Origin of the sequence: Sphingomonas plantiphila (genome assembly GCF_046000505.1) — a bacterium.
GTDB lineage: Bacteria > Pseudomonadota > Alphaproteobacteria > Sphingomonadales > Sphingomonadaceae > Sphingomonas > Sphingomonas plantiphila.
Window position 1 is genome coordinate 2,346,603 of sequence record NZ_JBELQC010000001.1, and the last position, 24,681, is coordinate 2,371,283.

General features: G+C 67.9%; 24 protein-coding genes. 5 read left to right on the plus strand and 19 right to left on the minus strand.

The features are described 5' to 3' along the window. Positions 1-24 precede the first annotated feature (24 nt). Both ABS767_RS11195 and pobA read left to right on the plus strand, forming a co-directional pair. Positions 25-972, plus strand: a complete 948-nt coding sequence (locus ABS767_RS11195) for a Gfo/Idh/MocA family oxidoreductase (protein ID WP_408078426.1) — start codon at positions 25-27, stop codon at positions 970-972. Between the two features lie 23 nt (positions 973-995). Continuing rightward, complete coding sequence (pobA, locus tag ABS767_RS11200; RefSeq protein ID WP_408078427.1) at positions 996-2,165, plus strand: 4-hydroxybenzoate 3-monooxygenase; 1,170 nt, start codon at positions 996-998, stop codon at positions 2,163-2,165. Positions 2,166-2,181: 16 nt separating this feature from the next. Here pobA and ABS767_RS11205 read toward each other — a convergent pair whose 3' ends face one another. From ABS767_RS11205 to fliG, 9 genes are all read right to left on the minus strand, one after another. After that, on the minus strand, positions 2,182-4,038 hold the full coding sequence (locus tag ABS767_RS11205; RefSeq protein ID WP_408078428.1) for a putative bifunctional diguanylate cyclase/phosphodiesterase: 1,857 nt from the start codon (positions 4,036-4,038) through the stop codon (positions 2,182-2,184). A 267-nt stretch (positions 4,039-4,305) separates the two neighbouring features. Continuing rightward, complete coding sequence (locus tag ABS767_RS11210; protein ID WP_408078429.1) at positions 4,306-4,962, minus strand: flagellar hook assembly protein FlgD; 657 nt, start codon at positions 4,960-4,962, stop codon at positions 4,306-4,308. A gap of 11 nt (positions 4,963-4,973) precedes the next feature. Beyond that, positions 4,974-7,034, minus strand: a complete 2,061-nt coding sequence (locus ABS767_RS11215; protein ID WP_408078430.1) for a flagellar hook-length control protein FliK — start codon at positions 7,032-7,034, stop codon at positions 4,974-4,976. Positions 7,035-7,037: 3 nt separating this feature from the next. Then, a complete protein-coding gene (gene flhA / locus ABS767_RS11220) occupies positions 7,038-9,119 on the minus strand; it encodes a flagellar biosynthesis protein FlhA (RefSeq protein ID WP_408078431.1) in 2,082 nt (693 codons plus the stop codon). 16 nt (positions 9,120-9,135) lie between these two features. Further along, complete coding sequence (locus tag ABS767_RS11225) at positions 9,136-10,407, minus strand: sigma-54-dependent transcriptional regulator (protein WP_408078432.1); 1,272 nt, start codon at positions 10,405-10,407, stop codon at positions 9,136-9,138. A 16-nt stretch (positions 10,408-10,423) separates the two neighbouring features. Further along, complete coding sequence (gene fliN, locus ABS767_RS11230) at positions 10,424-10,783, minus strand: flagellar motor switch protein FliN (RefSeq protein WP_408078433.1); 360 nt, start codon at positions 10,781-10,783, stop codon at positions 10,424-10,426. An 11-nt stretch (positions 10,784-10,794) separates the two neighbouring features. Continuing rightward, positions 10,795-12,417, minus strand: coding sequence for a flagellar basal-body MS-ring/collar protein FliF (gene fliF / locus ABS767_RS11235; protein ID WP_408078434.1), 1,623 nt, complete (start codon positions 12,415-12,417; stop codon positions 10,795-10,797). A 126-nt stretch (positions 12,418-12,543) separates the two neighbouring features. Next, positions 12,544-13,224: a FliH/SctL family protein gene (locus tag ABS767_RS11240; RefSeq protein ID WP_408078435.1), complete on the minus strand. Its 681-nt coding sequence runs from the start codon at positions 13,222-13,224 to the stop codon at positions 12,544-12,546. Positions 13,225-13,234: 10 nt separating this feature from the next. Then, complete coding sequence (gene fliG, locus ABS767_RS11245) at positions 13,235-14,266, minus strand: flagellar motor switch protein FliG (RefSeq protein WP_408078436.1); 1,032 nt, start codon at positions 14,264-14,266, stop codon at positions 13,235-13,237. Between the two features lie 103 nt (positions 14,267-14,369). Here fliG and ABS767_RS11250 point away from each other — a divergent pair, with 103 nt between their 5' ends. Next, positions 14,370-17,033 carry a hypothetical protein gene (locus ABS767_RS11250; protein ID WP_408078437.1) on the plus strand — a complete coding sequence of 888 codons (2,664 nt, stop codon included), beginning with the start codon at positions 14,370-14,372 and terminating at the stop codon, positions 17,031-17,033. A gap of 3 nt (positions 17,034-17,036) precedes the next feature. Continuing rightward, complete coding sequence (locus tag ABS767_RS11255) at positions 17,037-17,453, plus strand: flagellar basal body protein (protein WP_408078438.1); 417 nt, start codon at positions 17,037-17,039, stop codon at positions 17,451-17,453. A gap of 98 nt (positions 17,454-17,551) precedes the next feature. On the opposite strand, the gene ABS767_RS11260 is transcribed toward ABS767_RS11255, so the two are convergent. Genes ABS767_RS11260 through ABS767_RS11280 form a run of 5 tightly spaced genes read right to left on the minus strand, consistent with a single transcriptional unit; the run spans position 17,552 to position 21,218 of the window. Beyond that, positions 17,552-19,093, minus strand: coding sequence for a methyl-accepting chemotaxis protein (locus ABS767_RS11260; RefSeq protein WP_408078439.1), 1,542 nt, complete (start codon positions 19,091-19,093; stop codon positions 17,552-17,554). Continuing rightward, complete coding sequence (locus ABS767_RS11265; protein ID WP_408078440.1) at positions 19,086-19,388, minus strand: hypothetical protein; 303 nt, start codon at positions 19,386-19,388, stop codon at positions 19,086-19,088. Before ABS767_RS11265 ends, ABS767_RS11260 begins: the two co-directional genes overlap by 8 nt. Positions 19,389-19,391: 3 nt before the next feature. After that, complete coding sequence (locus ABS767_RS11270; RefSeq protein ID WP_408078441.1) at positions 19,392-19,811, minus strand: hypothetical protein; 420 nt, start codon at positions 19,809-19,811, stop codon at positions 19,392-19,394. Next, positions 19,801-20,100 carry a rod-binding protein gene (locus tag ABS767_RS11275; protein WP_408078442.1) on the minus strand — a complete coding sequence of 100 codons (300 nt, stop codon included), beginning with the start codon at positions 20,098-20,100 and terminating at the stop codon, positions 19,801-19,803. Before ABS767_RS11275 ends, ABS767_RS11270 begins: the two co-directional genes overlap by 11 nt. Then, positions 20,100-21,218 (minus strand): flagellar basal body P-ring protein FlgI, encoded by a 1,119-nt coding sequence (locus ABS767_RS11280; RefSeq protein WP_408078443.1) that lies wholly within the window; start codon positions 21,216-21,218, stop codon positions 20,100-20,102. Before ABS767_RS11280 ends, ABS767_RS11275 begins: the two co-directional genes overlap by 1 nt. Positions 21,219-21,290: 72 nt before the next feature. Here ABS767_RS11280 and ABS767_RS11285 point away from each other — a divergent pair, with 72 nt between their 5' ends. Next, entirely contained in the window at positions 21,291-21,716 is a 426-nt protein-coding gene (locus ABS767_RS11285; RefSeq protein WP_408078444.1) for a flagellar assembly protein FliX, read from the plus strand. Between the two features lie 90 nt (positions 21,717-21,806). On the opposite strand, the gene flhB is transcribed toward ABS767_RS11285, so the two are convergent. From flhB to flgC, 5 genes are read right to left on the minus strand one after another with little or no spacing between them, the layout of a single operon-like run. Continuing rightward, positions 21,807-22,880 carry a flagellar biosynthesis protein FlhB gene (flhB, locus tag ABS767_RS11290; RefSeq protein ID WP_408078445.1) on the minus strand — a complete coding sequence of 358 codons (1,074 nt, stop codon included), beginning with the start codon at positions 22,878-22,880 and terminating at the stop codon, positions 21,807-21,809. A 4-nt stretch (positions 22,881-22,884) separates the two neighbouring features. After that, positions 22,885-23,643: a flagellar biosynthetic protein FliR gene (gene fliR, locus ABS767_RS11295; RefSeq protein WP_408078446.1), complete on the minus strand. Its 759-nt coding sequence runs from the start codon at positions 23,641-23,643 to the stop codon at positions 22,885-22,887. Positions 23,644-23,651: 8 nt separating this feature from the next. Beyond that, positions 23,652-23,918 carry a flagellar biosynthetic protein FliQ gene (locus tag ABS767_RS11300; protein WP_408078447.1) on the minus strand — a complete coding sequence of 89 codons (267 nt, stop codon included), beginning with the start codon at positions 23,916-23,918 and terminating at the stop codon, positions 23,652-23,654. Positions 23,919-23,927: 9 nt separating this feature from the next. Continuing rightward, positions 23,928-24,257, minus strand: coding sequence for a flagellar hook-basal body complex protein FliE (locus ABS767_RS11305; protein WP_408078448.1), 330 nt, complete (start codon positions 24,255-24,257; stop codon positions 23,928-23,930). Between the two features lie 11 nt (positions 24,258-24,268). Then, positions 24,269-24,676 carry a flagellar basal body rod protein FlgC gene (gene flgC, locus ABS767_RS11310; protein ID WP_408078449.1) on the minus strand — a complete coding sequence of 136 codons (408 nt, stop codon included), beginning with the start codon at positions 24,674-24,676 and terminating at the stop codon, positions 24,269-24,271. Positions 24,677-24,681: the final 5 nt, after the last annotated feature.

Here is a 24,681-nt window from a genome sequence, read left to right on the forward strand (position 1 = left end):
CCTGAAGGGGAGAGGGAGTTAGTCATGAAAATCGCACTCGCAGGCGCCGGCGCATTCGGCGAAAAGCATCTCGACGGCCTCAAGAACATCGACGGGGTCGAGGTGATCTCGGTCGTCGGCCGCCGGCTCGAACCGACCCAGGCGGTCGCGGCCAAATACGGCATCCCGCACGCCACCACCGACCTTGCCGAAGCACTGGAACAGCCCGGTCTCGACGCGGTGATCCTGTGCACCCCCACCCAGATGCACGCCGCGCAGACGATCCAGTGCATGGATGCGGGCAAGCATGTGCAAGTCGAAATCCCGCTGTGCGACAGCGTGGCGGACGGCGAGGCTGTGCTGGCCAAGGCGCAGGAGACCGGCCTCACCGCGATGGTCGGCCACACTCGCCGCTTCAACCCCAGCCACCAGTATCTGCACGACAAGATCGCCGCGGGCGACCTGTCGATCCAGCAGATGGACGTGCAGACCTATTTCTTCCGCCGCCAGAACATGAACGCGAAGGGCGAGGCGCGCAGCTGGACCGATCATCTGCTGTGGCACCACGCCGCACATACCGTCGATCTGTTCGCCTATCAGGCCGGGCCGATCGTCGCCGCCAATGCGATCCAGGGGCCGATTCATCCCGAACTCGGCATCGCGATGGATATGTCTATACAATTGAAGGCCGAGAGCGGCGCGATCTGCACGCTGTCGCTCAGCTTCAACAATGACGGGCCGCTCGGCACCTTCTTCCGCTACATCTGCGACAACGGGACTTGGATCGCACGCTATGACGATCTGGTCACCGGGCGCGAGGAGCCGGTCGATCTGTCAGGCGTCGCGGTGTCGACCAACGGCATCGAGCTGCAGGACCGCGAGTTCATCGCCGCGATCCGCGAAGGGCGCGAACCCAATGCCAGCGTTGCGCAGGTGCTGCCCTGTTACCGCGTGCTGCATGACCTTGAGCAGCAGCTCAACGCCACGCGCTGACACCTCGTTTCGGGAAGATCGGTATGAAGACCCAGGTCGCGATTATTGGGGCAGGTCCGTCTGGACTGTTGCTCGGCCACCTTCTGCGTCAGGCAGGCGTCGATTGCGTGATCGTCGAACGCGCGTCGGCCGACTATGTGCTCGGCCGCATCCGCGCCGGCGTGCTCGAGACGATCACCACCGATCTGATGACGCGTCTTGGCATCGACGCGCGGATGAATGCGGAGGGTCTGATCGAGGCGGGGTTCAACCTCGCCACCGACGACCGGCTGATCCGCATCGACATCACCGCGCTCACCGGTCGGCACGTCATGGTCTATGGCCAGACCGAACTGACCCGCGACCTGATGGATGCCGCGCCGGAGCGGGGACTCGAGATCGTGTACGAGGCGGGCGACGTCGCGCTGCACGATCTGGAAACCGACGCGCCGTTCGTGACCTATGTGAAGGACGGCGAGACGCGGCGCATCGATTGCGCCTATATCGCCGGGTGCGACGGCTTCCACGGCCCCTCGCGCAAGGCGATCCCGGCGAGCGCGGTCCGCGAGTTCGAGCGCGTCTATCCCTTCGGCTGGCTCGGCATCCTCGCCGATGTGCCGCCCTGTCATGACGAACTGATCTATGCCAACACCGACAGGGGCTTCGCGCTCGCCTCGATGCGCTCGAAGACGCGCAGCCGCTATTATATCCAGGTACCGCTGACCGACCGGGTCGAGGACTGGAGCGAGGAAAAGCTCTGGGACGAGCTGTCCGCACGGTTCGACCCGATCAGCCAACACGGCGTCACGCGCGGACCCGCGCTGGAGATGTCGATCGCCCCGCTGCGCAGCTATGTGTTCGAGACGATGCGCCACGGGCGCCTGTTCCTGGCGGGGGACAGCGCGCACATCGTTCCGCCGACCGGGGCGAAGGGACTGAACCTGGCCGCATCGGATGTCGCCTATCTGGCCGAAGCGCTGATCGCGGCGACGCTGTCGAATGAGCAGGCGGGACTGGACGGCTATCAGGCGCGGGCACTGGCGCGCATCTGGAAGGCGGAGCGGTTCAGCTGGTATCTCACCAAGCTGATGCACCGCTTCCCCGAAGACGGCGCGTTCGAGCATCGCATGCAAGCGGCGGAACTGGACTACGTCGCCAGTTCGAACGCGATGCAGACCGCGATCGCCGAAAACTATGTCGGGCTGCCCTTATAGGCGACCGGCAATCCCCTCAGGCGGCGGCGCTTTCGGGTTGCGCATGCCGCCGATCTTCGCGGACGGCGCGCAACAAGGTGCCCATCGGCATCGGGCGTCCGAGCAGATAGCCCTGCGCATAGCGACAGCCGAGCAGCGACACCTCCGCAAGCTGGGCGTCGTTCTCGACCCCCTCGATCACGCACTCGAGCGAGAGCGATTGCGCGAGGCTGCGGATCGCGGCGATCATCGCGCGGCCCGATGGCGTGGTCATCTCCGCGGCCAGGCTGCGATCGACCTTGAGCACGTCGAGCGGGATCTGGTGCAGCATGCCGAGGTTGGAATAGCCCGTGCCGAAGTCATCCAGCGCGACACGCGCGCCGAGCTTGCGCAGTCGACCGAGCGTGGCGCGTGCCGCCGCGCAATCCGACATCAGGGCCGTCTCGGTGATCTCGAAGGTCAGGCGCCGCGGATCGATCCCGCTTTCCCCGATCATGCCGATCAGGTCATGCACCGTTTCCGGGGAAGCGATGTCGTGCACCGACAGGTTGAAGTTCATGCCGATCCCGTCGGGCAGCCGCGGAAGTTCGGCCAGCGCCTTCGCGAACAGGATGCGGGTGATCTGATTGATCATGCCCAGCCGTTCGGCCATCGCGATCAGCCGGTCCGGCGCCACCTGACCCAGGATCGGCGACTGCCAGCGTGCCAGCGCCTCCACCCCGGTCATTCCGATGCCGCGCGCTTCGTAGATCGGCTGGAACACCAGGCTCAATTCGCCATCCAGATCGGCATGGCGCAGCGCGGTTTCCAGGCGATGTTCGTCGCGGATCAGCGCTTCATGTTCGCGGGAGAAGATGACGCACTGGCCGCGTTCGTGCGACTTGGCGTGGTACAGCGCATAGTCCGACCGGTCGAACAGCGCATGCGCGCTGCGGCCGGCGTCGGGATAGGAGGCCAGGCCGACCGAGCAGCCGACACGCAGCACCGCGTCCTGGATCGTCACCGGCGCGCACACCGCTTCGCGCAGCGCCTGGACCCGCCGGCAGGCACTCTCACCGCCGCCGTCGATCAACACGCCGAACTCGTCCCCGCCTAGCCGCGCGATCAGCAGATCGTCGGCGGCATAGGCCGACAGGCGCCGACCGATCTCGCCGAGCAATTTGTCGCCGACGGCATGCCCGAAGGTATCGTTGATCGGCTTGAACCGGTCGAGATCGAGCACCCCCACGCAGAACTGCGCCTGCGTCTCGGCCTCGCGTTTCCTGAGGCACGCGTCGAGCCGGGCGAAGAAGTGGCGCCGATTGGGCAGGCCCGTGAGCGGATCGGTATGCGCGAGCAGCTGGTTTTCGTCGCTCAGTCGGCTGGCCTGATGGCGCTCCTCGCTGAGCGCCTGTTGCGAGCGGATGAGATCGACGAACATCCGGTGCGAACCGCCCAGCACCTTGACCACCACCCCGGCGACCAGTGCGATATTGGCTGCGATGACTATGGCGGACAGGCTGCCCAGCGTGAGGCAATAGATGAAAAACGGCACGACGACGCTCGTCGCGACCATTCCCGCCACTTTCGGCGCCTGCATCAGGCAGAGCAGACAACTCAACATCGTCGCCGCAACGGCGACGACGACATGATCGCGGCTGACGCCGTTCGACGACCAGTCGAGCGCGATCGTCCATCCGATAAAGACACTTGCGATCACAAAGGCGAGAATCTGCGTGCGGGCGATGCGCGTATCGGCCTCGGCTTCCGAAAGCGATTCGGCGAGCGGGGCGCGTAGCCACACTACCAGCCGCAAGAATGCCACGGCGATAAGGACCGCGGGCAGCCATCGGGTGAGCAGGACGGGCGCAGCTCGCTGGTGGGTGATCGAGAGCGAAATGCCGTTGGCGATCAACAGCCCGTAGAGCCAGGGAACGTTTTGGCGGAGCTGTTCATACTGCGCGAGCGGCAGAGACCGCGGATCCGGAGCGAACAAGGAAGGCAACGCGTGTGACATCGGGGTTCCAGTGAGGCGGGATACCCGATGCGATCTTAACGGACTCTCAAGATCGGCAGCCGTTGGATCGCGGTACGGCCTGCCAGCAGGGGGGAAGGCTTACCGCGGCCGCGATCCGAATTGACTATAGAGGCAAGAAGCATGCGCCGGTTTCGGCGCGAGCGATTATTCGGTGGCCAGGCTGAGCAACATGTTCGCGCCATAGGTCACGCCATTGACCATGAACGCCATGCCCGAGGCGTCCTGCGTGATCTCGCGCACCGTACCGCGCGCGAAAATCCCGACCGGAACGGCACCGCCCGCCGCATCGGTCGCCGTGATCGACAACGTGTAGATACCTGGCGGGGCGGTGTTGCCATCGGCCAACGTGCCGTCCCAGCTGATCTCGCCGGTCGCGTCGGTGCGGTCGATCGTGTGAACCGGCTTCCCGCTCGCATCGAGGATGGTGGCGATGACCCGGCCCGTCGGGCGCTCGGCGACATAGGACCAGCGCGCCGGCGCGTCGGCCGTCAGCCCGGCATCGGAGCTGGCGAAATTGCCGATCTTGCCGACCGCGGGGGCGGCGCTGAGCAGCCCGTCGGACGACAATGCCGACAGGATCGATTTCAGCGTCGCATTCTGCTGGATCGACTGTTCGACCTGGGAGAACTGGACGAGCTGCGCGGTATATTCCGACGTGTCCATCGGGTCGAGCGGGTCTTGGTTCTGCATCTGCGTGGTGAGCAGGCGCAGGAACATGGTCGAGTCCGTCGCGAGCTTCGACAGCGCGCTGGATTGGGTCGTGGCGGCGTTCCCGCTGCCGGAGATGGTGTCGACGGCCATGGATGGCTCCTTCAGGCGAACAGGTCGATGCGGCCAGCGCTGCGGACCTGCATGGGTTGGACGGATGCGGCGGGTGCGGCGGTTTCGCCCTCGCCCAGATAGGCGCGGTGAGCGGTACGGCGTTCCTGCTGGCCGAACCCGGATTCGCCGCCCTGACCCGTGCCGCGTCCGTCGAAGCGCAGGCTCTGCCCCTCGGTGCGGAAGCCTGCATCGTTGAGCGCGCGGCTCAGACTGTCGGAGTCGCGACGGAGCAGGTCGAGCGTCGCCGGCTGGTCGGCGGTCAACTCGGCGGACAGGCGCTGCCCGTCCTCGACCTTGAGCCGCACTTCGATCCGGCCGAGTTCGCCCGGATCGAGCCGGATGACGAGCAGATCGTCGGATCCCGCCTCGACATGCCGAACGATAGCGACGGCAACATCCTCACCGACTGCGGCTGCCCGCGCGCGCGGCTCGGCCGGCTGCGCGGCGCCGAGCGGATCGGTGTCCGGGATCAGCTGGCTGAAGACGACGGGAGCGCTGGCAGGTGGCGTAGCGGGCGCTGGCGCGACCGCCGGTGCGGCGGCCGGCTGCCGCCCACCCTCGCCATGATCGCGACCCGCCTGGCTTGAAGCGGTCGCGCTACTGCGCTGCGCGTCGGCGTGCGCCGCATGTCCAATCGGCTGAGCCTCGGGGGCAGCCGGCGCGTCGCCCACGCTCGCGACATCCTGCGGGGCCGGGGTCGCCAGACGGGGCGCGATCCCCTCGCTTTGCGCCGGCGCTGCCGGTTCGCCTGCCGCACGCGGTGCCGCGACGCTATCGGGGAGCGGAGCCTCGGCGACCAGCGCCAGTGCGTCGGGTTGCGGTGATCCGGACGGGACCGGCGCGGCTGGAGCCGGCTGTGGAACAACGGCGTCGATCACGACCGGATTCGGGATCGGTGCCGCGCTATCGTCATTCGCGGCCTGCGTTGTTTCTGCCTGTCCCTCACCGGAAATCTGCGCGTTGAGCATCGGCGCTTCGGGCCCCGACGCCGTGCCGCTGATAGGCCGCTTGATCTCGGCGACCGGCTGGTCGTTCGGTGGGGCAGGGGGGCCGGCGACAGGTGCCGTCTTCGGGGACACCGTGCACGGACGCTTCGGGCTGCTCTGTTCAGCTTCGACAGGTCGCTGCTGGGCGGTCAGCCCGTCCAATGCGGCGGCAGGCGCACGATCCGCCGGGGCCGGCGGCGTCAGAGCTGCAGCACCGGTGGCGGCGCGGTCGACCGGAGGTTGCGGATTTGCATCGACGGCAACGCGCACGGGCGCAGGCGCATCTGCTGCCGGCTCGGGATCGGCTGCGCTGGGCGCAAGGATCGGTCTGCGCGCCGGATCGATAACGATCGGCTCGCTCGCCGCCACCGCGTTGATCGTGTCGACCGGCCCTGTCTTATCGACCGGGTCGATCGGCCCCGTTTTATCGACTGGTGCCATCGTATCGACCGCCTCCGTCGGGGCGATCGGCAGCATCGGTGCGATCGCATCCCCATCGGAAGCGCCGACCGGCTCGGGTCGATCCGCAGATTGCGTCATCCCCGGCGCAGCCACCTGGATCGGTGCCACGTCCGCTGCGATCGGCCCGGTCGTCACATGACGCACCAGCGGTGCGTCGACGGCCGTGGCGGCAACTGAACTGTCGACTATCGGAAGCGCATACGCAGAGCGCCGATCCGGGGCGATCTGGACCGCGACGCTATCAGGTGTCTCGGGCACGTCCGAAAGCGGGGAGAGTTGCGTGGCAGCCGCGCGGAGCGGGGTGACGCCCTCTGCCGCTCGCATAGCGTCGGGAACCGCACTCGCCTTGGTCTCAGCCGTCATCAGCAGCGGTCTGGCAAACGCGGACACCAGCGCTTGTGTCTCGGGCGCCGCCTCCGCCGCAGCGACCGGCAGGATCGGCGCGGCACTGCCCAGCAAGGTCGCGAAGGCGGGCAGCCCCGTGACCGGCTGTTGGTGTTCCGGGCTGATCTGGCCTTCACCGACAAAGGCCGGAATCGAAACGGGCTGGAGGAATGGCACCATCATCGTTTCATAGAGGCCAGCCGGCGCGTCCGGTCGCATGGCTTAGCCTATCGTGCCCAGGGCGCGGACGCGCGAGCGGGCGTGAATCTCGTTCTGCGAGAGGACGACGGTGGCCGGGCGCACCCGCTCGATCACGCTGCGCACGAACGGGCGGATCGTCGGGTTGGTCAGCAAACAGGGGATCTCGCCGTTGCTCGCCAGATGGTCATAGGTCTCGCGCACCGCGGCGATGAAGCTCTGCAGCATCGACGGCGGCATGGCGAGGTGCCGGTCGTCGCCCTGGCCGACGATGTTCTCCGCAAATGCCGTGTCCCAGTGCGGCGACAGGGTGACGATCGGAATCGCCCCGTCACGACCCTGCACCGCCGAGATCTGCCGCGCGAGGCGGGCGCGCACATGTTCGGTGATCTGCGTGAGATTGCCGGTGATTGGCGCAGCCTCCGCGATCCCCTCCAGGATCGTGGGGATGTCGCGGATCGACACGCCCTCGCCGAGCAGGTTCTGCAGGATCCGCTGCACGCCGGAGATCGAGATGCGCGACGGGATGATCTCCGCCACCAGCTTGGCCGATTCGGTGTGCACGTCGTTGAGCAGCTTCTGCACCTCGGTATAGCTCAGCATGTCGGCGATGTTATCCTTGACCAGTTCGGTCAGGTGGGTCGTGATGATCGTCCCGGCATCGACCACGGTCAGCCCGCGAAAACCGGCTTCTTCGCGCAGTTCGCGATCGATCCACAGTGCGGGCAGGTTGAACACCGGCTCGTGGGTCGGTTCGCCGGGAATGCCCGCCGGGCCGTCGCCGGGATTGATCACCAGCAGGCGATCGAGCCGGATGTCGCCGCGCGCTGCCTCGGTCTCCTTGATGTAGATGACGTACTGGTTCGCCTGGAGGCCCATATTGTCGATGATCCGCACCGATGGCAGCACGAAGCCATATTCGGTGGCCATCTGGCGGCGCAGCGCGCGGACCTGATCGTCGAGGCGCGGCTCGCGCGCCGCGTCGTTGATGATCGGCAGCAGGCCATAGCCGATCTCGATGCGCACCGCGTCGATGGCGAGGGTGCGCGAGATCGGTTCCTCGACCTCCGCCGCGGTCTGCGCTTCCTGGACTTCGGCCTGATAGGCGGCTGCCCGCGCCTGTTCTTTCGCCTTTTTCGACAGATACCAGGCGGCATAGCCCGACCCGCCGGCAAAGGCGGCGAAGGGGATGAAGGGCAGGCCGGGCATCAGCGCGAGCAGGCCCATCAGCACCGCGACCATGCCGAACGCCTGCGGATAGCGGCCGAGCTGTTCGCCCAGCGCAGCGCCGGTCTTGCCGGCCTGGCTGCCCTTCGACACCAGCAGGCCCGCCGCGGTCGACACGATCAGCGCCGGGATCTGGCTCACCAGGCCGTCGCCGACGGTCAGCAGGGTATAGCTCTGGAATGCGGTGCCGATATCCACCCCGTGGATCGCAACGCCGATGATCAGTCCCACGAGCACGTTGATGCCCGTGATCAGCAGCCCGGCGATCGCGTCGCCCTTCACGAACTTGGACGCACCGTCCATCGACCCGAAAAAGCCGCTCTCGGCCTCGACTTCGGTGCGACGCGCGCGTGCCTGTTCCTCGGAGATCATGCCCGCTGACAGGTCGGCGTCGATCGCCATCTGCTTGCCCGGCATCGCGTCGAGGCTGAAGCGCGCGGCGACCTCGGCGATGCGGCCCGCACCCTTCGTAATCACCACGAAGTTGATGACGACCAGGATCGCGAAGATGGTGAGCCCGATCACCATCTGGCCGCCGATCAGGAAATCGCCGAACGCCGCGATCACGCCACCCGCCGCATGCGGCCCCTCATGACCGTGCGACAGGATCAGGCGGGTCGAGGCGAGGTTGAGGCCGAGCCGCAGCATCGTCGCGATGAGCAGGATCGTTGGAAAGGACGACAGCTGGAGCGGCTTTTCGATGAACAGCGCGGTCATCAGGATCATCGCCGACAGCGTGATCGACAGCGCCAGTCCCAAGTCGAGCAGCCAGCCCGGCATCGGCAGGATCAGCATGCCGATAATCGCGACGACGCCCACCGCCAGCGCGATGTCGCGGCTGGCGCCGACGCGGTTCAGAAAGGCGGAGATAGCGTCCATGCCCGTTCAGTCTCCGTCAGGCGGCCGGGACGACGGGGATGCCCGCCTCGACGAACGCCTTCAGCTTGTTACGCATCGTGCGCACCGAAATTCCCAGGATCTGCGAGGCCGAGGTGCGGTTCCCCTGGCACCGCTCCAGCGTTTCGAGGATCAGCGCGCGTTCGACCTCCTCGACCGTCTGTCCGACCAGCGACGAGATCACCGGGCGGCCTGCGGCGGGCGCAGGGGCGGTGATCCGCGATCCATCGGCCAGGACGATCGCGTCGGGCCCGATATAGCCGTCGGGGGACAGCAATACGGCGCGGTGCATCGCCTCCTGGAGCTCGGCGACGTTGCCGGGCCATTCATAGGTGACGAGCAGGCGTTCGGCGGCCGGGTCGATCAGCGGCGAAGGCTGGCCCTGCATCGCGGCGAAGCGCATCGCGAAGGCGGTGGCGAGCAGCGGAATGTCGCCGCCGCGCTGACGCAACGGGGGCAGCGCAACCGTCGCCAGCGCGAACCGCGCGAGCAGGTCGCTGCGGAACTCACCGGCTTCGACGAACAGGCTGAGGCGGCGGGTGCTGCTGGCGATCACATTGGGCGCGTCGGCCTCGCTCATCGCTTCGAGCACGCGCAGCTGCAGCGGCGCGGGAAGGCGATCGATATCGCGCAGGAACAGCGTTCCGCCGCGCGCGGTGGCGAACGCGCCCCGCCGCGCCGCACGCGCGCCGTCAAAGGCACCGGCGGTGTGGCCGAACAGCTCGGATTCGAGCACGTTCGCCGCGACGCCGGCGCATTCGACGGTGACGAAGCCATGGCGGCCCGATGCGGCATGCGCGGTATGGGCGACGCGTTCCTTGCCGGTGCCGCGTTCGCCGGTGATCAGGATCGGCGCGTGCGCCGGCGCCATCGCGCGGGCGAAGTCGAGCGCGCTGCGAAAGGCCGGATCGTCGCCGATCAGATCGCTGGTGTCGACCTGCGCCAGCTGGGTGATCGCCGCGGCGATCAGGTCCCGATCGGGGGGCAGGGGGATATAGTCGCGCGCACCGGCGCGCACCGCTGCGACCGCGCGGTCGGCCGACGCGTCGATCCCGCAGGCGAGAACGGGCACCGCGAACCGCTCGATCTGCAGCGTCTTCATGAATTCGGGCACATCGGTATCGACGTCGATCATCACGAGGCCAGCTCCGGTTTCACGCAATTGGTCGAGGGCGGTGGCGGGGGATTCGGCAAGCGTCACTTCGGCGCCCAGGTCGCGCGCCATTTGCGCGGCCTCGCCAAAGGCGCCGGTCCTGCTTCCGACGATCATCAGGCGCACCTGCATGTCAGCCGTCCTGCCGGACGATCTCGGTCAGGGTGACGCCGAGCGCATGATCGACCAGCATCACTTCGCCACGGGCGACCAGCCGGTTGTTGACGAACACGTCGACCGGCTCGCCGACGCGGCGGTCCAGTTCGAGGACCATGCCCGACTTCATCCGGATCAGCTCACCCACGGGCACGCGGGCGCGTCCCAGCACCGCCTGCACCCGCACCGGCACTTCGTTGACTGCGGTCAGCGGGCCGTTGCGGCCCGGATCGACCGCGGGGGTGTCGCTGCCGAATTCCTCGAACGCGGGCGAGGCCTCGCTATCGGCGACCGGCGCGATCTCCTGATTGGGAACGGGATCGGCGTTTTCGGACATGGGAGTCTCCATCATGCGTTCATCCATTGGCGGATCACTGCCGTGGCTTCGGGTGCGTTGCCGGCGACCAGATCGCCGACCTTGCGCAAGTGCGAAGCCTTCACCTGGCCGTCGACATTGCTGAGCGTGATTTCATGGTCGAGCAGCGGCACCTCGGGCTGCGTCCCCTGGATCGCCTCGAGCTGCTTCAGTGCCTCGGGATCGCCATCGGCGGCCTGCTGGGCGATGGCGAGCATCTCGGCGTTGCGGTCGCTGGGCAGCATGGTCGCCTCATCCGCCCCGGCCGCGATGGCGTCCTTGTTGGCGCGGGTACGCAGCATGCGCAGCACCACCAGCCCGACGATCGCGACCAGCACCAGCTTGAGCAGGCCGACGACCTGGTCCGACGTCAGCAGCGCCCACCAGGCGGGCTGGGTATCGGCCAGATCGGCAGGCGCGGCGAAGGCCATGCTCTCGACCACCACGCTGTCGCCACGCTCGGCATCGATGCCCACGGCATTCTCGACCAGGCGGGTCAGCTGTTGCTTGCGCGCCTCGGGCAGGCCCTTCGCGCCGCCGTCGACGGTGACCGCGACGGACAGCCGGGTGACCTTGCCCGGCTCGCGCGAGACGATGCTGCGGGTCGAGCTGTTGGCGTAGGTGGTGTCCTCGGACGTTTCCTTGCGCGACTGCTGGCGGGTATCGCCGCCGGCGCCCCCGACCGGCGCCTGCTGCGCCTCGGGCAGCTGGTTGCCGACGGTGACGGCCTGGTCCTCGCTGTTCTCGCGCGACTGGTCGTCGCTTTCGACCGTCACCTGCCGCGCGATCACCTGCTTGTCGGGATCGAAGACATTGGATTCCTCGCGGGTCGCGTCGCGGTCGATCTGCGCGGCCACTTCGGCGCGGACCTTGCCCTGGCCGACGATCGGCTCGAGCAGCGCGACGATCTCCTCGCGCATCTTGCTTTCGATCTGGGCCTGGCGCTCGTCCATGCTGCCGCCGCCGGCCGAGCCCTGTTCGCCGGCGCGGGCGAGCAGGGCGCCCGACTGGTCGACGATCGACACCGATTCAGGCGACAGTTCGGGGACGGCGGAGGAGACGAGATAGCGGATCGCCTGGATCGTCTCGGCGGGCAGGCGCCCCTTGGTCTTGACCGTGACCGAAGCGGTGGCGGGCCGTGCCTCGGCGGCGAACATCGCGCGCTCTGGCATCACGATATGCACGCGCGCGCTGCTGACTGCGTCCAGGCTCTGGATCGACCGGACCAGCTCGCCCTCGATCGCGCGGGTCTCGTTGAGCTTGGCGCGGCTCGCCGAAACGCCGAACGGCTGTTCCTCGTCGAGCACGTCATAGCCGATCTTGCCGCCCAGCTTCTCTCCGGCCATCGCCATGCGCAGCTCGGCGAGCTTGTCGACCGGCGCCATCACCGCGGTGCCGTCGGCGGACAGTTCGAACGGGACGTTCTGCGCCTTCAGCTTCTCGGTGATCGCTGCGGCGCCCGCGGGGTCGAGATCGGTATACAGAAACCCCATGGTCGCGGTTTCGCCGCGCAGCGCGACCATCGCCAGCGCGGCCATGATCAGCGCGGCAACGCCGCCCATGATGGCGAGCCGCCTGGTTCCCAGCTGCGCGATCAGCCCTTTAACCTGCTCCAAGATGCACCCTATCAGCGATCCGGGGAGAAGTGCCCCATGGCTGAATTATAGATGCGGGACGGGCGGCAGGTTTTGCCGGTAGGAAAAAATTGCCGCACCCCGAAAGCAACGGGGCACGGCTGGAGGTCAGGCGGCGTCCGCTACCGGCGCCGCGGGGAAAAGATTGCCGAGTTCGCGCAGCACTGCGGCCTCGCGCGCCGACCGGTCGAGCGTCAGTCCGCCTTCGTCCCATTCGATCCGCGCGTCGCCGGGGGCGAGCGTGGCGTCATGGGCGATGTGCAGGTTCAGCCGTCGGCGATCATTCGCTTGGCGCTGGGCGATCCGCTCCTCGATCTGCTCGGCCATGTCGGGATTGACCCGCACGGTCAGCTCGGTGCCGCGCGCGACCTGCGACAGCGCTCTTCCGATCGCATCGTCGATGGCCTGGGCGGGGCAGGAGAGCAGCGGATGCCCGGCAAGGTGCTCGGCCACCGCCATCACCAGCTCTGCCGCCTCGCGCGCGGTATCGGCCTGGAAGCCCGCGCGCTCGTCGCTGATCCCCTCGACTCCCGCCTGCAGCGCGTCGAGCGCGGCGAGCAGAGCGGTTTCGCGGTCGTTGCGGGCGGCATCCAGCCCCGCCTGGAACCCGTCGGCCCGGGCGCGGGCGAGTTCCTCATTCTGCATCCGGCGCAGATGCGCGATCTCGTCTTCGAGCGCTTCGATCCGGATCGTCTGGGACAGCGAGTCATGCTCGACCGTGCAAGTCGTCTCGCGTGTGGTGAACACACGGTCGAACCCGAACGGCCTGGTGCTGAAGGAAAGGTCCATGTGCCGCTCCTCAGATAATCATCGTGTCGTCGCTCTTGGGATCGACCAGCACGATCTCCCCCATGTCGGCGAGGTTCTTGGCCAGGCGGACCAGCGCCGACTGCGCTTCTTCGCAATCGCGGGCGCGCACAGGCCCCATCGATGCCATGTCCTCGCGCAGCAGCTTCGCGGAGCGTTCGGTCATGGTCGAGAAGAACAGCTGCTTGATCTCGTCCGGCGCACCCTTGAGCGCCAGCGCCATCTGGCGCTTGTCGGCCTGGCGTACGATGACCGCGATCGCGGCGGGCAGCAGGCCGCCCAGATCCTCGAAGGTGAACATGAGCGAACGGATACGGTCGGCGGCGTCGGGCGAGCGTGCGTCGAGCGCCTGCAGCATATTCTCTTCGGTCGCGCGGTCCATCGCGTTGAAGATCTCGGCCATCGCCTCATGCGGATCGCGGCGCTGGGCGCGCGCGAAGTTCGCCATGAACTCGGTCTTCAGCGTCGCCTCGACCTGTGCCAGCACTTCCTTTTGCACGGTCTCCATCCGCAGCATCCGCTGGACGACGTCGACCGCGATCTCGCGCGGCAATGCGCCCAGCACGCGCGCGGCATGATCGGATTTCAGCTTGGACAGGATCACCGCGATCGTCTGCGGATACTCGTTGCGCAGATAGCCGGCCAGCACCGCCTCGCTGACGTTGGACAGCTTGTCCCACATCGTCCGCCCCGACGGACCACGGATATCCTCCATGATCTCCTTGACCCGGTCGGGGTCGAGCACGCCGTTGAGCAGCCGTTCGGTCGTCTCGAACGAGCCGTGGCACGACGACATCGACGACATCTCCGCCTCGAACTGGGCGAGCAGGTGCTCGACGATGTTCGACGGGATGCGACCGAGCTGTGCCATGCTGGCCGACAGCTCCTTCACCTCGTCGATCGACAGCTGTTCCCAGATCGGCCCGCCATGTTCCTGGCCGAGCGCGAGCATTAGCGCGGCCGCGCGCTGGCGCTGGTTGAGCCGCTTAAATTCTGGCGGTTCGACGACCGGAGTCATCATCATCGTCTAGGTCCCCTGCATTATTCGTGGTCACCGCGTCGGTAACGCGCGCACACCCTCTATTATGGACGCAGAAGGGGGCTGGCGGTCGCGTGGAGAAAAACTGATGAACATCGCTTCGGGTCTGGCCGGGCTCAGCCTGCTGGGCGGCGATACGAGCCTGTTTTCGGCGTCCGGCGGCGGTCTGGCGATCGAAAGCCGTGCCGTGCGCGAAGCCAAGGCACAGTTCACGCTACCCGAAACCACCCCGCCGTGGCGCCAGCCCGGGCCGACCTCGTCCATCTATACCCAGGTCGCGGAAATCCGCCGCCTGTCGACGCTGATCGACAAGCCGCTGACGGGTTCGCGCGCCCTGCCAACCGACGTCCAGACCGCCTTCACCACCTGGAAGGCGCTCGACCGGCTCAACCTGCTTGCGGAAAACGCCGCCAAGCCCGGCCTCACCGCAACCGAGCGCGCCCAGCTCGCCACCACCTTCACCAAGGGGCTGAGCGACCTCCAGACCTTCATGGGCAGCGCGCCCTCCGACAAGCTCGACCTGTCCTTCGGCCAGCCGGTGCGTCGGGCCGAGAGCGTCGCGGTGTCTCCGGGCACCGGCGGGCTGGCGGTCAGCGTCACCGGAAAGGGGGTCGTCGCGCAGCGGGACGAGGTTCTGTCGCAGCTATCGGGTACCGAGCGGTTCCGCGTCACGCTGGAGCGTGGAAGTTCGATCGACACCGTCGTCATCGATCTCGGCACGCTTCCCGAACCGCCGACGCTCGACAGCGTCGCCAACCTGATCAACCTGGCCATCGCGGACATTCCGATGCGCGATCTGAACGGCGATGTCGTGCTCGACACCGATGGCAACGCTGTTCCGAAGTGGAAGGTCGAGTTCGAGCCTGAAAAGACCGCCGATGGCTGGGCGATGGGCATGACCCGCCAGGGGCTGGAAGCGGTGTCGATCGATCAGGTCGATGCTCCCGATGCGCTGCTGGTCGCGACCGGTCGCACCGGGCTCGAAACCCCGACCGCCGCGCGCGTGCTGCGCATCGACGATCCGCAGGCGGCGATGACCAACAAGACGCTGGCCACGATCGAGGCCAAGGATCGCCTGACGACCAAGGCGGTGGCGACGACCACCGACGCGATCGCGACCGATGCCGATGGCTTCGCCTATGTCGTCGGCACCGCGTCGGGCGATCTGGACGCGCTGCGCGTCGCCGGCAGCCAGGACCTGTATGTCACCAAGATGGACAGCCTGGGGAATGTCGTCTGGCAGCGCAGCCTGGGCGCTTCGGACAGCGCTTCGGGCGCCGCGATCACCGTGGCGGACAATGGCGACATCGTCGTCGCTGGCACCGTCTCGGGCCATTTCGGCGGCACCGACGCCGATCCCGACATGCTGGTCGCGCGCTTCGCCAGCAATGGCGACGAGCAGTTCGCCACCCGTATCCGCTCGGCCGGGGAGGATCGCGCGACCAGCGTGACCGTCGCCGACGATGGCGCGATCCTGGTCGGCGGGCGTGCGGCGCTGGGCGGCGGCGACGCCTTCGTCGCGCGGCTGAGCGGCACCGGTGCGCTCCAGCTGCGCCAGCGGATCGACGCCGGCGGCGACGAGACCATCACCGCGATGGCGATGACCGCCGATGACCGCCTGGCTGCGCTCACGCGCGAGGGCGACACGTCGCGGCTGCGGTTCCTCGACCCGGCAAATCCTGCGGTCGAACTCGGCTCGGTCGATCTCGGCACGGCGGACGCGCGCGCCATCGCGATCGCGCCCGACGGGTCGATCGCGATCGGCGGCACGACGCTAGCCGCGCTGCCCGGCACGCAGACCAACGGCCTGTCCGGCGGCCGTGACGGCTTCGTCGCGCGCATGGCCGCCGACGGCTCGGGGCTCGCGGTGACCTATCTCGGCACGGCCGGCAACGAACAGGTCGACAGCCTCGCCTTCACCAACGGCAAGCTCTATGTCGGCGGCCGCACCAGCGGCGACCTCGGCGGCCCTCGCAACGGACCGGTGGACGGCTTCGTCGCACGGCTCGATCCGGCAAGCGGCGCGGTCGAGCAGGTCAGCCAGTTCGGCCAGTCGACGCTGCGCACCGAACCCGTGCGCGTCGCCGCCTCGAGCGGCGGCACCAGCAAGGTCGACGCGCTCGGCTTCGGGCGCGGCACGATGACGCCCGACGGCTCGCTCAAGCTCACCACCGCGTCCAGCCTGCGCGCCGGTGACACCTTCCAGATGCGCGTTGCCGGCGGCGTCGTCCGCACGGTCACGATCGACAAGGACGAGACGCTGACCTCGCTCGCCGACAAGGTACGCCGCATCACCGGGGCAAAGGCGCTCGTGACGACGCCGAAAAGCGGGGAGGGGGCGATGCTGCGCGTCGCGCCCAAGGCGAGCATCGACATCGAATTCATCGCCGGCCCGGCCGGGCGCGATGCGCTCGAGAAGCTCGGCCTGCCCGCAGCGCGCGTGTCCGGCATGGACCCGATCGACAAGAACGGGCCGGCGGTGAAGCCGGGCGGCACCTATGGCCTCGGGCTCGATCTGTCGCTGTCGATCGCCGACACCAAATCGGCCAAGGCGGCGCTCGCGAAGCTCAAGTCCGCGCTCTCGATCTCGCAGACCGGCTACCGCTCCCTCTACTGGGACGACACCAAGCTGGCTCTGGTCGAAGGCAAGATGAAGGGCGGAAGCACCGCCCGCCAACAGGCGCAACTCGCCAACTACCAGGCGGCGCTCGACCGGCTCGTGTCCGGCCCGCCGACTTCGATGGGATTTTAGGCAATGACCGATCTGATCGGCGGCATCGCCCGCAGCATGAAACACCTCTCGGAACGCCAGCGCGTCGTGGCCGAGAATATCGCCAACAGCGAGACGCCGGGCTTCAAGGCGCGCGAGGTGCGCGAACCGAGCTTCGCCGACCTGCTCCAGACCGGCAGCGGCGCCGGGCAGGTCACGCGGCCGCAGGTCCGCCTGACCGGCGGCATGGCCGCGCTCGGCGCGCGTGCCCCGATCTCCGCCGGCAGCGTGATGCTCGACGCCAACACCACCGAGACCAAGCCCGACGGCAACAATGTCACGCTCGAGGAACAGCTGCTCAAGATGGGGCAGATCCAGGCGGACTTCGCCGCGATGACCAGCCTGTACCGCAAGAGCCAGGGTCTCATCCAGTCGGCCCTGGGCCGCAAGGGCGGCGGCTGACGCCAACCCGCGACTCACGCAGGCGCCGACACGAAAAGGGCCGCCCCGCCAAGTCCAGGCGGGGCGGCCCTTTTACATGCCGCAAGCGGGTCTGCGCCTCAGGCCGCTTGCAGCTGCCCGACCTGCTGCGCGTCCTTCGTGCCCGTCTGGAAGCGATCGGTCAGGCTCGTCAGCGATCCGACTTCCTCGGACAGCGCGCGCGCGGTCGCGGTGCACTCCTCGACCATCGCCGCATTGTGCTGGGTGATTTCCTCCAGCGTGCGGAAGGCCGCGCCGATCTCGCCCAGCGCGGCAACCTGCGCGCCATATTCGTCCGCGATGCTCGCGACCAGCCCATGCACGTCGCCGACCACGGACTCGATCCCGCCCAGCGCACCGTCGACCTCGGCGATCGCCTCGACGGCGTGTGCCACCTGCTCCTGGGTCGATGTGAGCTGCTCGCGTGCGCGCTTGGCCTCTTCTTCCGACCGCATCGCCAGTTGGCCGACGAGATCCGCGACGACGGCAAAACCGCGCCCGGCATCGCCTGCGCGCCCGGCCTCGACCGCCGCGTTCATCGCCAGCACGCGGGTCTGGAACGCGATCTTGTCGAGCCCCTCGATCACCGCGTCGATGCCGACCGCGCTCTGGGCGACGCCCTCCATGCGCTTGACCGCCAGATCGGCGACACCGCGGCCACGCTGGACGCTGTCGATCGCCGCGTTGGCGCGGCCGACGGTCTGGTTCAACGTCTGGTTGCCATGATTCAGCCGCTCGTCGACCTGCGCGAGCGCAACCGACGCTTCCTCGATACGGTTCGACGTGCGCTCAGTGCGCTCGGCGAGTTCGTCGGCCGCCTGGGTGATGTGCGACGAGCTCTGGTGCAGCTGGACCGCGCCGCCCGCGACCGCGACGACCAGCCCGCGCAGCGCGCTGATCGCCTGGTTGAAATGGCGCTGGATCGCGGCATAGGCGTCGGGGAACTGGCGATCGATCGTGCGATGCAGCTCGCCCCGGCTCAGGCCAGCGAGTCCGTCGGCGAGTGCGGTGGTCGCCAGCTCCAGCTCCTGCATCCGCGCATTGCGCTCGGCGGCGACCTCGGCCTCCAGCGCGGCCTGTGCCGCGTTCTTCTCCGCCACGGCATGAAGCAGCGCGACGACGCGCGAACAGATGAATACCAGCGCGCCCGCTTCGGCGAGCAGGATCACCGCGTGCAGCAGGATGCGCGGCAGCGATCCCGCACCGATGAATACCCATTCGGGCAGCATCATGCCGACCAGCAGGTGATGGACCGCGACGATGGCGGTGGCGCCGACGATCGCGCGCCAGTCACACAGCACTGCGGTGATCGCCAGCGCGGCGAAGAACGCCATATGCAGGTCGACCTGCCACGCCATGCCGCGAAACGCATAGAGCATCACCGCCGGAATCGCGACGATCGCCATGCTCGCGGCAAGGCGCGCGGTATCGCCGGCATCGCCCTTGCGCCACAGCCATGCCGGATAGGCGAGCAGCGCGACCAGCGAAAGCGCGACGGAAACGAAGCCGTCAGCGCCGGTCGCGAGCATCCCTGCCAGCGTCGCCGCGCTCAATCCCGCGCCGCATCCCAGGACCAGCGTCAATCCGGTCTTGCGAATTCCATCCAGAGTCAGCTCATGCACCCCAATCATTCCTTCCGGTGCAGCCTTGCGGGCTGGTGGCGAGCACCACGGCACCATGCCGCAGCGTCTCGCGCAAAATGGCGTCGCGGCGCCCCGCGACGATCAGCGTTCCGGGGACCGGGCCCAGCCCCAGAAGGCCGGCATCGGCGCGGGCCGCCCAGCCGATCATCTCGGCCTGGCTCGCCGGCCGCAGCGCGACGATCATCATCGCGCCGCGTTCGGGCGGCGTGGCCACGGCGACCAGCGGCACGGCGACGGGCATCGCCAGCGCGAGTGCGAGGGCGCCGCCGCGCATCGATCAGAAGCTCGTGTTGACCGAAATCGGCACGGCGATGCTGTTCGCGGTCATCGCGCCGCTCGCGCCATAGGCCTCGCTGCGGCCGCCCCGGCGCCGACGCGCGTCGGCGGAGATTTCCGCCATCAGGTCGTCGGACAAGTCGATCTGGCGGCGCAGCGTCGCGGCATTGTCGCGCGCCGCATCGCGCAGGCGAAGGGCAAGGTCGCCCAGCTCGGCGCGCGTCTCGCCGTCCAGCGTATCGCGCCAGTCCGGGCTGACGCGGTCGAGCCGCGCGACTTCGGCGTCGACCGCGCCGACCAGGCGCGTCTTGGCCTGGACCAGCCCGGCGACGTCGCCGCGGCGGCCCTGCTGCAGCAACGCGGTCTCTTCCTCGCAGATCGAGGCGAGCGATCGGAACAGGTCGGTGAGTTCAGTTTCCATTCGAAGCCCCTCCCTGAAGCTTGATGATCTGGTCGAGCACATGGGGGGCAAGGCCGATCCCGCCCTTTGCCGACATGGCCGTGCCGAGCTGCTCCGCCAGCACGCCGCGAAACATCTGTTCGCCATGCCCGCCGGAAAATTCGCCCTGCTCGACGCTTTCCAGCATCAGCTGGGTCATCTGGCCGATGAACACCGCCTCGAACGCCTTTGCGGTCTCCTCGCTCTTGGGCGTGCGGGCGGTGGGGGCGGCGCGCGGTGTTGCGCCGACGGGAGCGGAGAGCGGGTTCATCACTGGACCTCGATATCGGCCTGAAGCGCGCCGGCGCTTTTCACGGCCTGAAGAATGGTGATCAGGTCGCGCGGGCTGACGCCGAGCGCGTTGAGCCCTGCGACGAGCGACGAGAGCGACGTTTCGCCGCCGACCGTGCCGAGCGAGCGGCCCGATCCGTCGTCGACTGCGACCTGCGTGCGCGGCACGACCTGCGTCTGGCCCTGCGACAGGGGGGCGGGCTGCGACACCTGCGGCGTCTCGGCGATGCTGATCGTCAGGCCGCCCTGCGCGATCGCGACCGGGCTGATGCGGACATTCGATCCCATCACCACCGTTCCCGATGCTTCGTTGACGATGACCTTGGCGGGCTGATCGACCGAAACCGGCAGGTTTTCGATGCGCGCGACCAGATCGACGACCGATCCGGGAAAACCCGGTCCCGGCTTCAGCTCGACCGTCGCGGGATCGAGCACCTCGGCGGTACCCGCGAACGCGGAGTTGATGACGCCGGCGATCTGGTTGGCCGTGGTGAAGTCGGGGTTCTTGAGCGCGAGCTTGAGGCTGGTCGCGCTGCGCAGCGCATAGGGCACCTCGCGCTCGATGATCGCGCCGTCGGCGATCCGCGCGGAGGTGGAAACGCCGCGGCTGATGCTCGCCGCCGCGCCCTGCGCCTTGAATCCGGAGACCGAGACCTGCCCCTGCGCGACGGCATAGATCTCGCCGTCCAGCGCGCGCAGCGACGATGCGATCAGCGTCCCGCCCTGCAGGCTCGTCGCGTCGCCGATCGCCGAGACGGTCACGTCGATCCGCGACCCCGATCGTGCAAAGGCGGGCATCGTCGCGGTGATCGACACGGCGGCGACATTGGCGGTCTTGAGCTGCGACCCGCGGACATTGACGCCCATGCGCTCGAGCATCGCCTGCACCGATTCCTCGGTAAATGGCGTGTTGCGCGTGCGGTCGCCGGTGCCGGCCAGGCCGACGACCAGGCCATAGCCGACCAGCTGGTTCTCGCGGACATTCTCGACATCGACGATGTCCTTGATCCGGTGCGCGTTGCGCGCGGCAGCGGTGTTCGGCAGCGCCAGCGCAAGGGCTAGCAGCAGAAAGCTCAAAATGCGCATAAACCTGTCCATCGGCTCCGAAACTCCGTTAATCTTCTTATAGGAAGAGGAAGGCCGTTCCGGTCTTGACGGAGGAATGTTCCCGTGCGTGTCGAGGGTGTGTCGTTGCAGGTCAGGATGGTGCTCAACGCACTGTCGAAGGCCGACACGGCTGCGCTCGCGACGCTGCCGAAAATGGCGATGCCGGAGGCGCCGAAACAGGCGCCGCAATCCTCGCCGACGCTGCAGACCGCGGCCAATGTCAGCGTGCTGCTGGCCGCCGGTGCGGCACTCGAAAGCCCGATAGACAAGCGCCGCCGCGAGGCGCGCCCGGCCGCAAAGGGCCTCGACATGCTCGACAAGCTTCACGCCGCCGGGGTGAAGGGGCTGCCGCAAAAGGAAGTCCTCGATGCCCTCGCCCAATGGGCCGAGGCGTTCGAGCTGCCCGAGGATCCGGAACTGGCGGACATCGCCCGCGACATCGAGCTGCGTGTCCGCGTCGAACTGGCGAAGCACGACCGCGTCGTCTGATCGCGAAATCCCTGATAAAGATGGTTAGCAGGTGCCACGCGCAACCCGCGAACTTCCAGCATCCTCCCCCGGAGGGGGCGCCGGTCGAATTCAGGTACCGCCGCGCGCCAGTTTCAGCACATAGCTGATGACTTCCGCCACCGCCTGATAGTGCTCCACCGGGATCGGCCGGTCGACCTCCGCGCTGGCGTGCAGCGCGCGGGCGAGCGGGCGGTTCTCGACCAGCGGCACGCCGTTCGCGGTCGCGATCTCGCGGATCTTGAGTGCGATCGCGTCGGTGCCCTTGGCCACCACGATCGGGGCGGACATGTCGCCATGATCGTATCGCAGCGCGACCGCATAGTGGGTCGGGTTGGTGATCACCACGGTCGCGGTCGGGACCGCCGCCATCATCCGCTTGCGTGAGCGCTGCATGCCGATCTGGCGGATGCGCGCCTTGATCTTGGGATCGCCTTCCTGCTGCTTGTGCTCGTCCTTGATGTCCTGCAGCGACATCATCTTCTTCTTGGTCCAGCTGTGCCGCTGGTAGAAGAAATCGAACACCGCGATCGCGATGATCAGTCCGATCACGACCAGCAGCACATCGGCGACCATGCCATGCGCCAGGTCGGCGATCGTGCCGGGGCCGATCCCGACCATGGTTTCGAACCCGGGAAGGAACGGCCACAGGATCAGGCTTCCGATCCCCGCCACCGCGGCGAGCTTGGCCAGCGTCTTGCCGAACTCGACGAACGCCCGCATGCCGAACAACCGTCCGAAGCCTGAGATCGGGTTGATCTTCGACCATTTGGGCTGGAGCCGCGACCAGTTCATCATCGGCCGGCCCTGCATCAGCCCGCCGAGCAGCGCGAAGCCGAACAGCGCGCCGAGCAGCGGCAGCAGCCCGCTCGCCACCTCGCCCAGCATGAACCCGCCGAACGCCTGCGCGCCCTGCGGCTCGAACAGGAAGCTGTCGGCGCGGCCCCAGATGCGCGCCATCGACGCCGCAAGCTTCGATGCGCTGTAGGCGCCCAGGCTGCCCGTGGCGACGATCAGGCCCAGGAACATCGCGGCCTGGCGCATCTCCGGCGCCATCGGGACGTCGCCCTTCTTGCGCGCGTCCTCGATCCGCTTCTCGGTCGGGGCGTAGGTCTTCTGATCCTTGTCCTGATCTTCCGATGCCATCGCGTCAGCTCCAGCCCGCGTTCATCCAGCTCGCCATGCTGTCGGCGAAGGCGATCAGCGCCGCGCCCAGCGTCGCGGCGGTGATGGTGACGCCGAGCAGCAGGTTGAGCGGCTGCGCGATGAAGAACACCTGCAGCGCCGGCGCGACGCGCGCGACGAGGCCGAGGACGACGTTGAAGACGATGCCGTACACCAGCAGCGGCGCGGCCAGCGACACGCCGAGCGCCAGCGAATTGCCCGCGATGCGCACCGCCAGGTCGGCAAAATCTGCCGTGTTGGGAAACACGCCGACCGGAAAGATCGCATAGGATTTGATGATCGCGCCGATCCACAGATGATGGACCGCCATCGCGAAGCACACCACGGCCGCCGCGACGCCGACGAAGCGCGACAGGATCGGTGCGTGACCCGACTGGCCGGGGTCGAAGATCACGGCGGAGGTGAGGCCGATCTGCAGGCTGATGAGCGACCCCGCGATCGAGATCGCCTGGTACATCATCCGCATGATGAGGCCGAGCGCGAGGCCGACGACGATCTCCGGCACCAGCACCCCCGCCAGCGCAAGATCCTGCAGATTCGCCATCGGCGCAACGCTCGGCGAAAGGAAACCCCACAGCGCAAGCGTGATCCCCATCGCCGCAAACAGCCGGATTTGCGCGGGAATGCCGTCTTCCGAGAAGATCGGGAGCAGCATCACGATCGCGCCCGCGCGGGCGAACAGGATCAGGAAGCTGGTCGCGTGCAGGGGCAGGTCGGCGATCATCGGACCCGTCAGCCGCCCTGGACGATCTTGTCGCTCAGCACGCGCATGAAATCGCCCAGCGCGCCGCCGATCATCGGGAAGCACAGCAACAGCGTCAGGCCCATCACGATCAGTTTGGGTACGAAGGTGAGCGTCTGTTCCTGGATCTGCGTCAACGCCTGGAGCAGGCCGATCACGACACCGGTGCCGAGCGCCGCGAACAGCAGCGGCCCGGCGACGGTGAGCGTCAGGATCAGCGCGGAGCGCGCGATCTCCAAGGCGGAAGCGGCATCCACGGGCCGAGCCTAGATCTGCATCCGCATGATGTCGGAATAGGCGTTCACCACCCGGTCGCGCACCGCGACTACGGTGTCGAGCGCGACTTCGGCGGCGCCCATCGCGGTCACCACGTCGATCAGGTCGCCCTTGCCGGCGATCTGCTTCGCCGATGCGGTTTCGGCCGCCTTCAGGCTCGACGACGCATCGCCGACCATATCCTGGACGAGCTGGCCGAACCCGCCCGCGACCGGCGCCGCGGTGCCGGACGGGCCACCGATCCCGGGGCCCCGCGCAAGCGGCGCGACGCCGGCGGCGCGGCCATAGGCAGAGAGTGCATCGAGCGATCCGATGGACATTGCGGCAATCCTTATTTCAGCAGGTCGATGGTGCGCATCGTCATGCCCTTGGCGGCTTCGATGGCGCTGAGATTGGCCTCGTACGAGCGTTGCGCCGACTTCATGTCGGCCGTCTCGACCAGGCTGTTGACGTTCGGCATCAGCACATAGCCCTTGGCGTCCGCGGCCGGGTTGCCCGGCTGATAGACGCGCTGGAACGCCGACTTGTCGGATGCGACGCCCTTGACCTCGACCTTGGTCGCCCCGCTCGCGCGATCGACCTGCGCGGCAAAGGTCGCGACGCGACGGCGATAGGGATCGCCGCCCGGCGTCTGCGAGACCGAGCCCTGGTTGGCCAGATTCTCCGCGATCACGCGCATGCGCAGCGATTGCGCGCGCAGACCCGATGCGGAGACGGAAACGGAACTCTTCAGATCCATATGCC

Bases quoted from the DNA above. Each gene is read 5' to 3' on its own strand.
- ABS767_RS11250 (WP_408078437.1), top strand. From the start codon at position 14,370: ATGAACATCGCTTCGGGTCTGGCCGGGCTCAGCCTGCTGGGCGGCGAT.
- flgC (WP_408078449.1), bottom strand. From the start codon at position 24,676: ATGGATCTGAAGAGTTCCGTTTCCGTCTCCGCATCGGGTCTGCGCGCG.
- ABS767_RS11305 (WP_408078448.1), bottom strand. From the start codon at position 24,257: ATGTCCATCGGATCGCTCGATGCACTCTCTGCCTATGGCCGCGCCGCC.
- fliG (WP_408078436.1), bottom strand. From the start codon at position 14,266: ATGATGATGACTCCGGTCGTCGAACCGCCAGAATTTAAGCGGCTCAAC.
- ABS767_RS11225 (WP_408078432.1), bottom strand. From the start codon at position 10,407: ATGATCGTCGGAAGCAGGACCGGCGCCTTTGGCGAGGCCGCGCAAATG.
- flhB (WP_408078445.1), bottom strand. From the start codon at position 22,880: ATGGCATCGGAAGATCAGGACAAGGATCAGAAGACCTACGCCCCGACC.
- fliR (WP_408078446.1), bottom strand. From the start codon at position 23,643: ATGATCGCCGACCTGCCCCTGCACGCGACCAGCTTCCTGATCCTGTTC.
- ABS767_RS11255 (WP_408078438.1), top strand. From the start codon at position 17,037: ATGACCGATCTGATCGGCGGCATCGCCCGCAGCATGAAACACCTCTCG.
- pobA (WP_408078427.1), top strand. From the start codon at position 996: ATGAAGACCCAGGTCGCGATTATTGGGGCAGGTCCGTCTGGACTGTTG.
- ABS767_RS11215 (WP_408078430.1), bottom strand. From the start codon at position 7,034: ATGCGACCGGACGCGCCGGCTGGCCTCTATGAAACGATGATGGTGCCA.
- flhA (WP_408078431.1), bottom strand. From the start codon at position 9,119: ATGGACGCTATCTCCGCCTTTCTGAACCGCGTCGGCGCCAGCCGCGAC.
- ABS767_RS11240 (WP_408078435.1), bottom strand. From the start codon at position 13,224: ATGGACCTTTCCTTCAGCACCAGGCCGTTCGGGTTCGACCGTGTGTTC.
- ABS767_RS11265 (WP_408078440.1), bottom strand. From the start codon at position 19,388: ATGCGCGGCGGCGCCCTCGCACTCGCGCTGGCGATGCCCGTCGCCGTG.
- ABS767_RS11210 (WP_408078429.1), bottom strand. From the start codon at position 4,962: ATGGCCGTCGACACCATCTCCGGCAGCGGGAACGCCGCCACGACCCAA.
- fliN (WP_408078433.1), bottom strand. From the start codon at position 10,783: ATGTCCGAAAACGCCGATCCCGTTCCCAATCAGGAGATCGCGCCGGTC.
- ABS767_RS11270 (WP_408078441.1), bottom strand. From the start codon at position 19,811: ATGGAAACTGAACTCACCGACCTGTTCCGATCGCTCGCCTCGATCTGC.
- ABS767_RS11275 (WP_408078442.1), bottom strand. From the start codon at position 20,100: ATGAACCCGCTCTCCGCTCCCGTCGGCGCAACACCGCGCGCCGCCCCC.
- ABS767_RS11280 (WP_408078443.1), bottom strand. From the start codon at position 21,218: ATGGACAGGTTTATGCGCATTTTGAGCTTTCTGCTGCTAGCCCTTGCG.
- ABS767_RS11195 (WP_408078426.1), top strand. From the start codon at position 25: ATGAAAATCGCACTCGCAGGCGCCGGCGCATTCGGCGAAAAGCATCTC.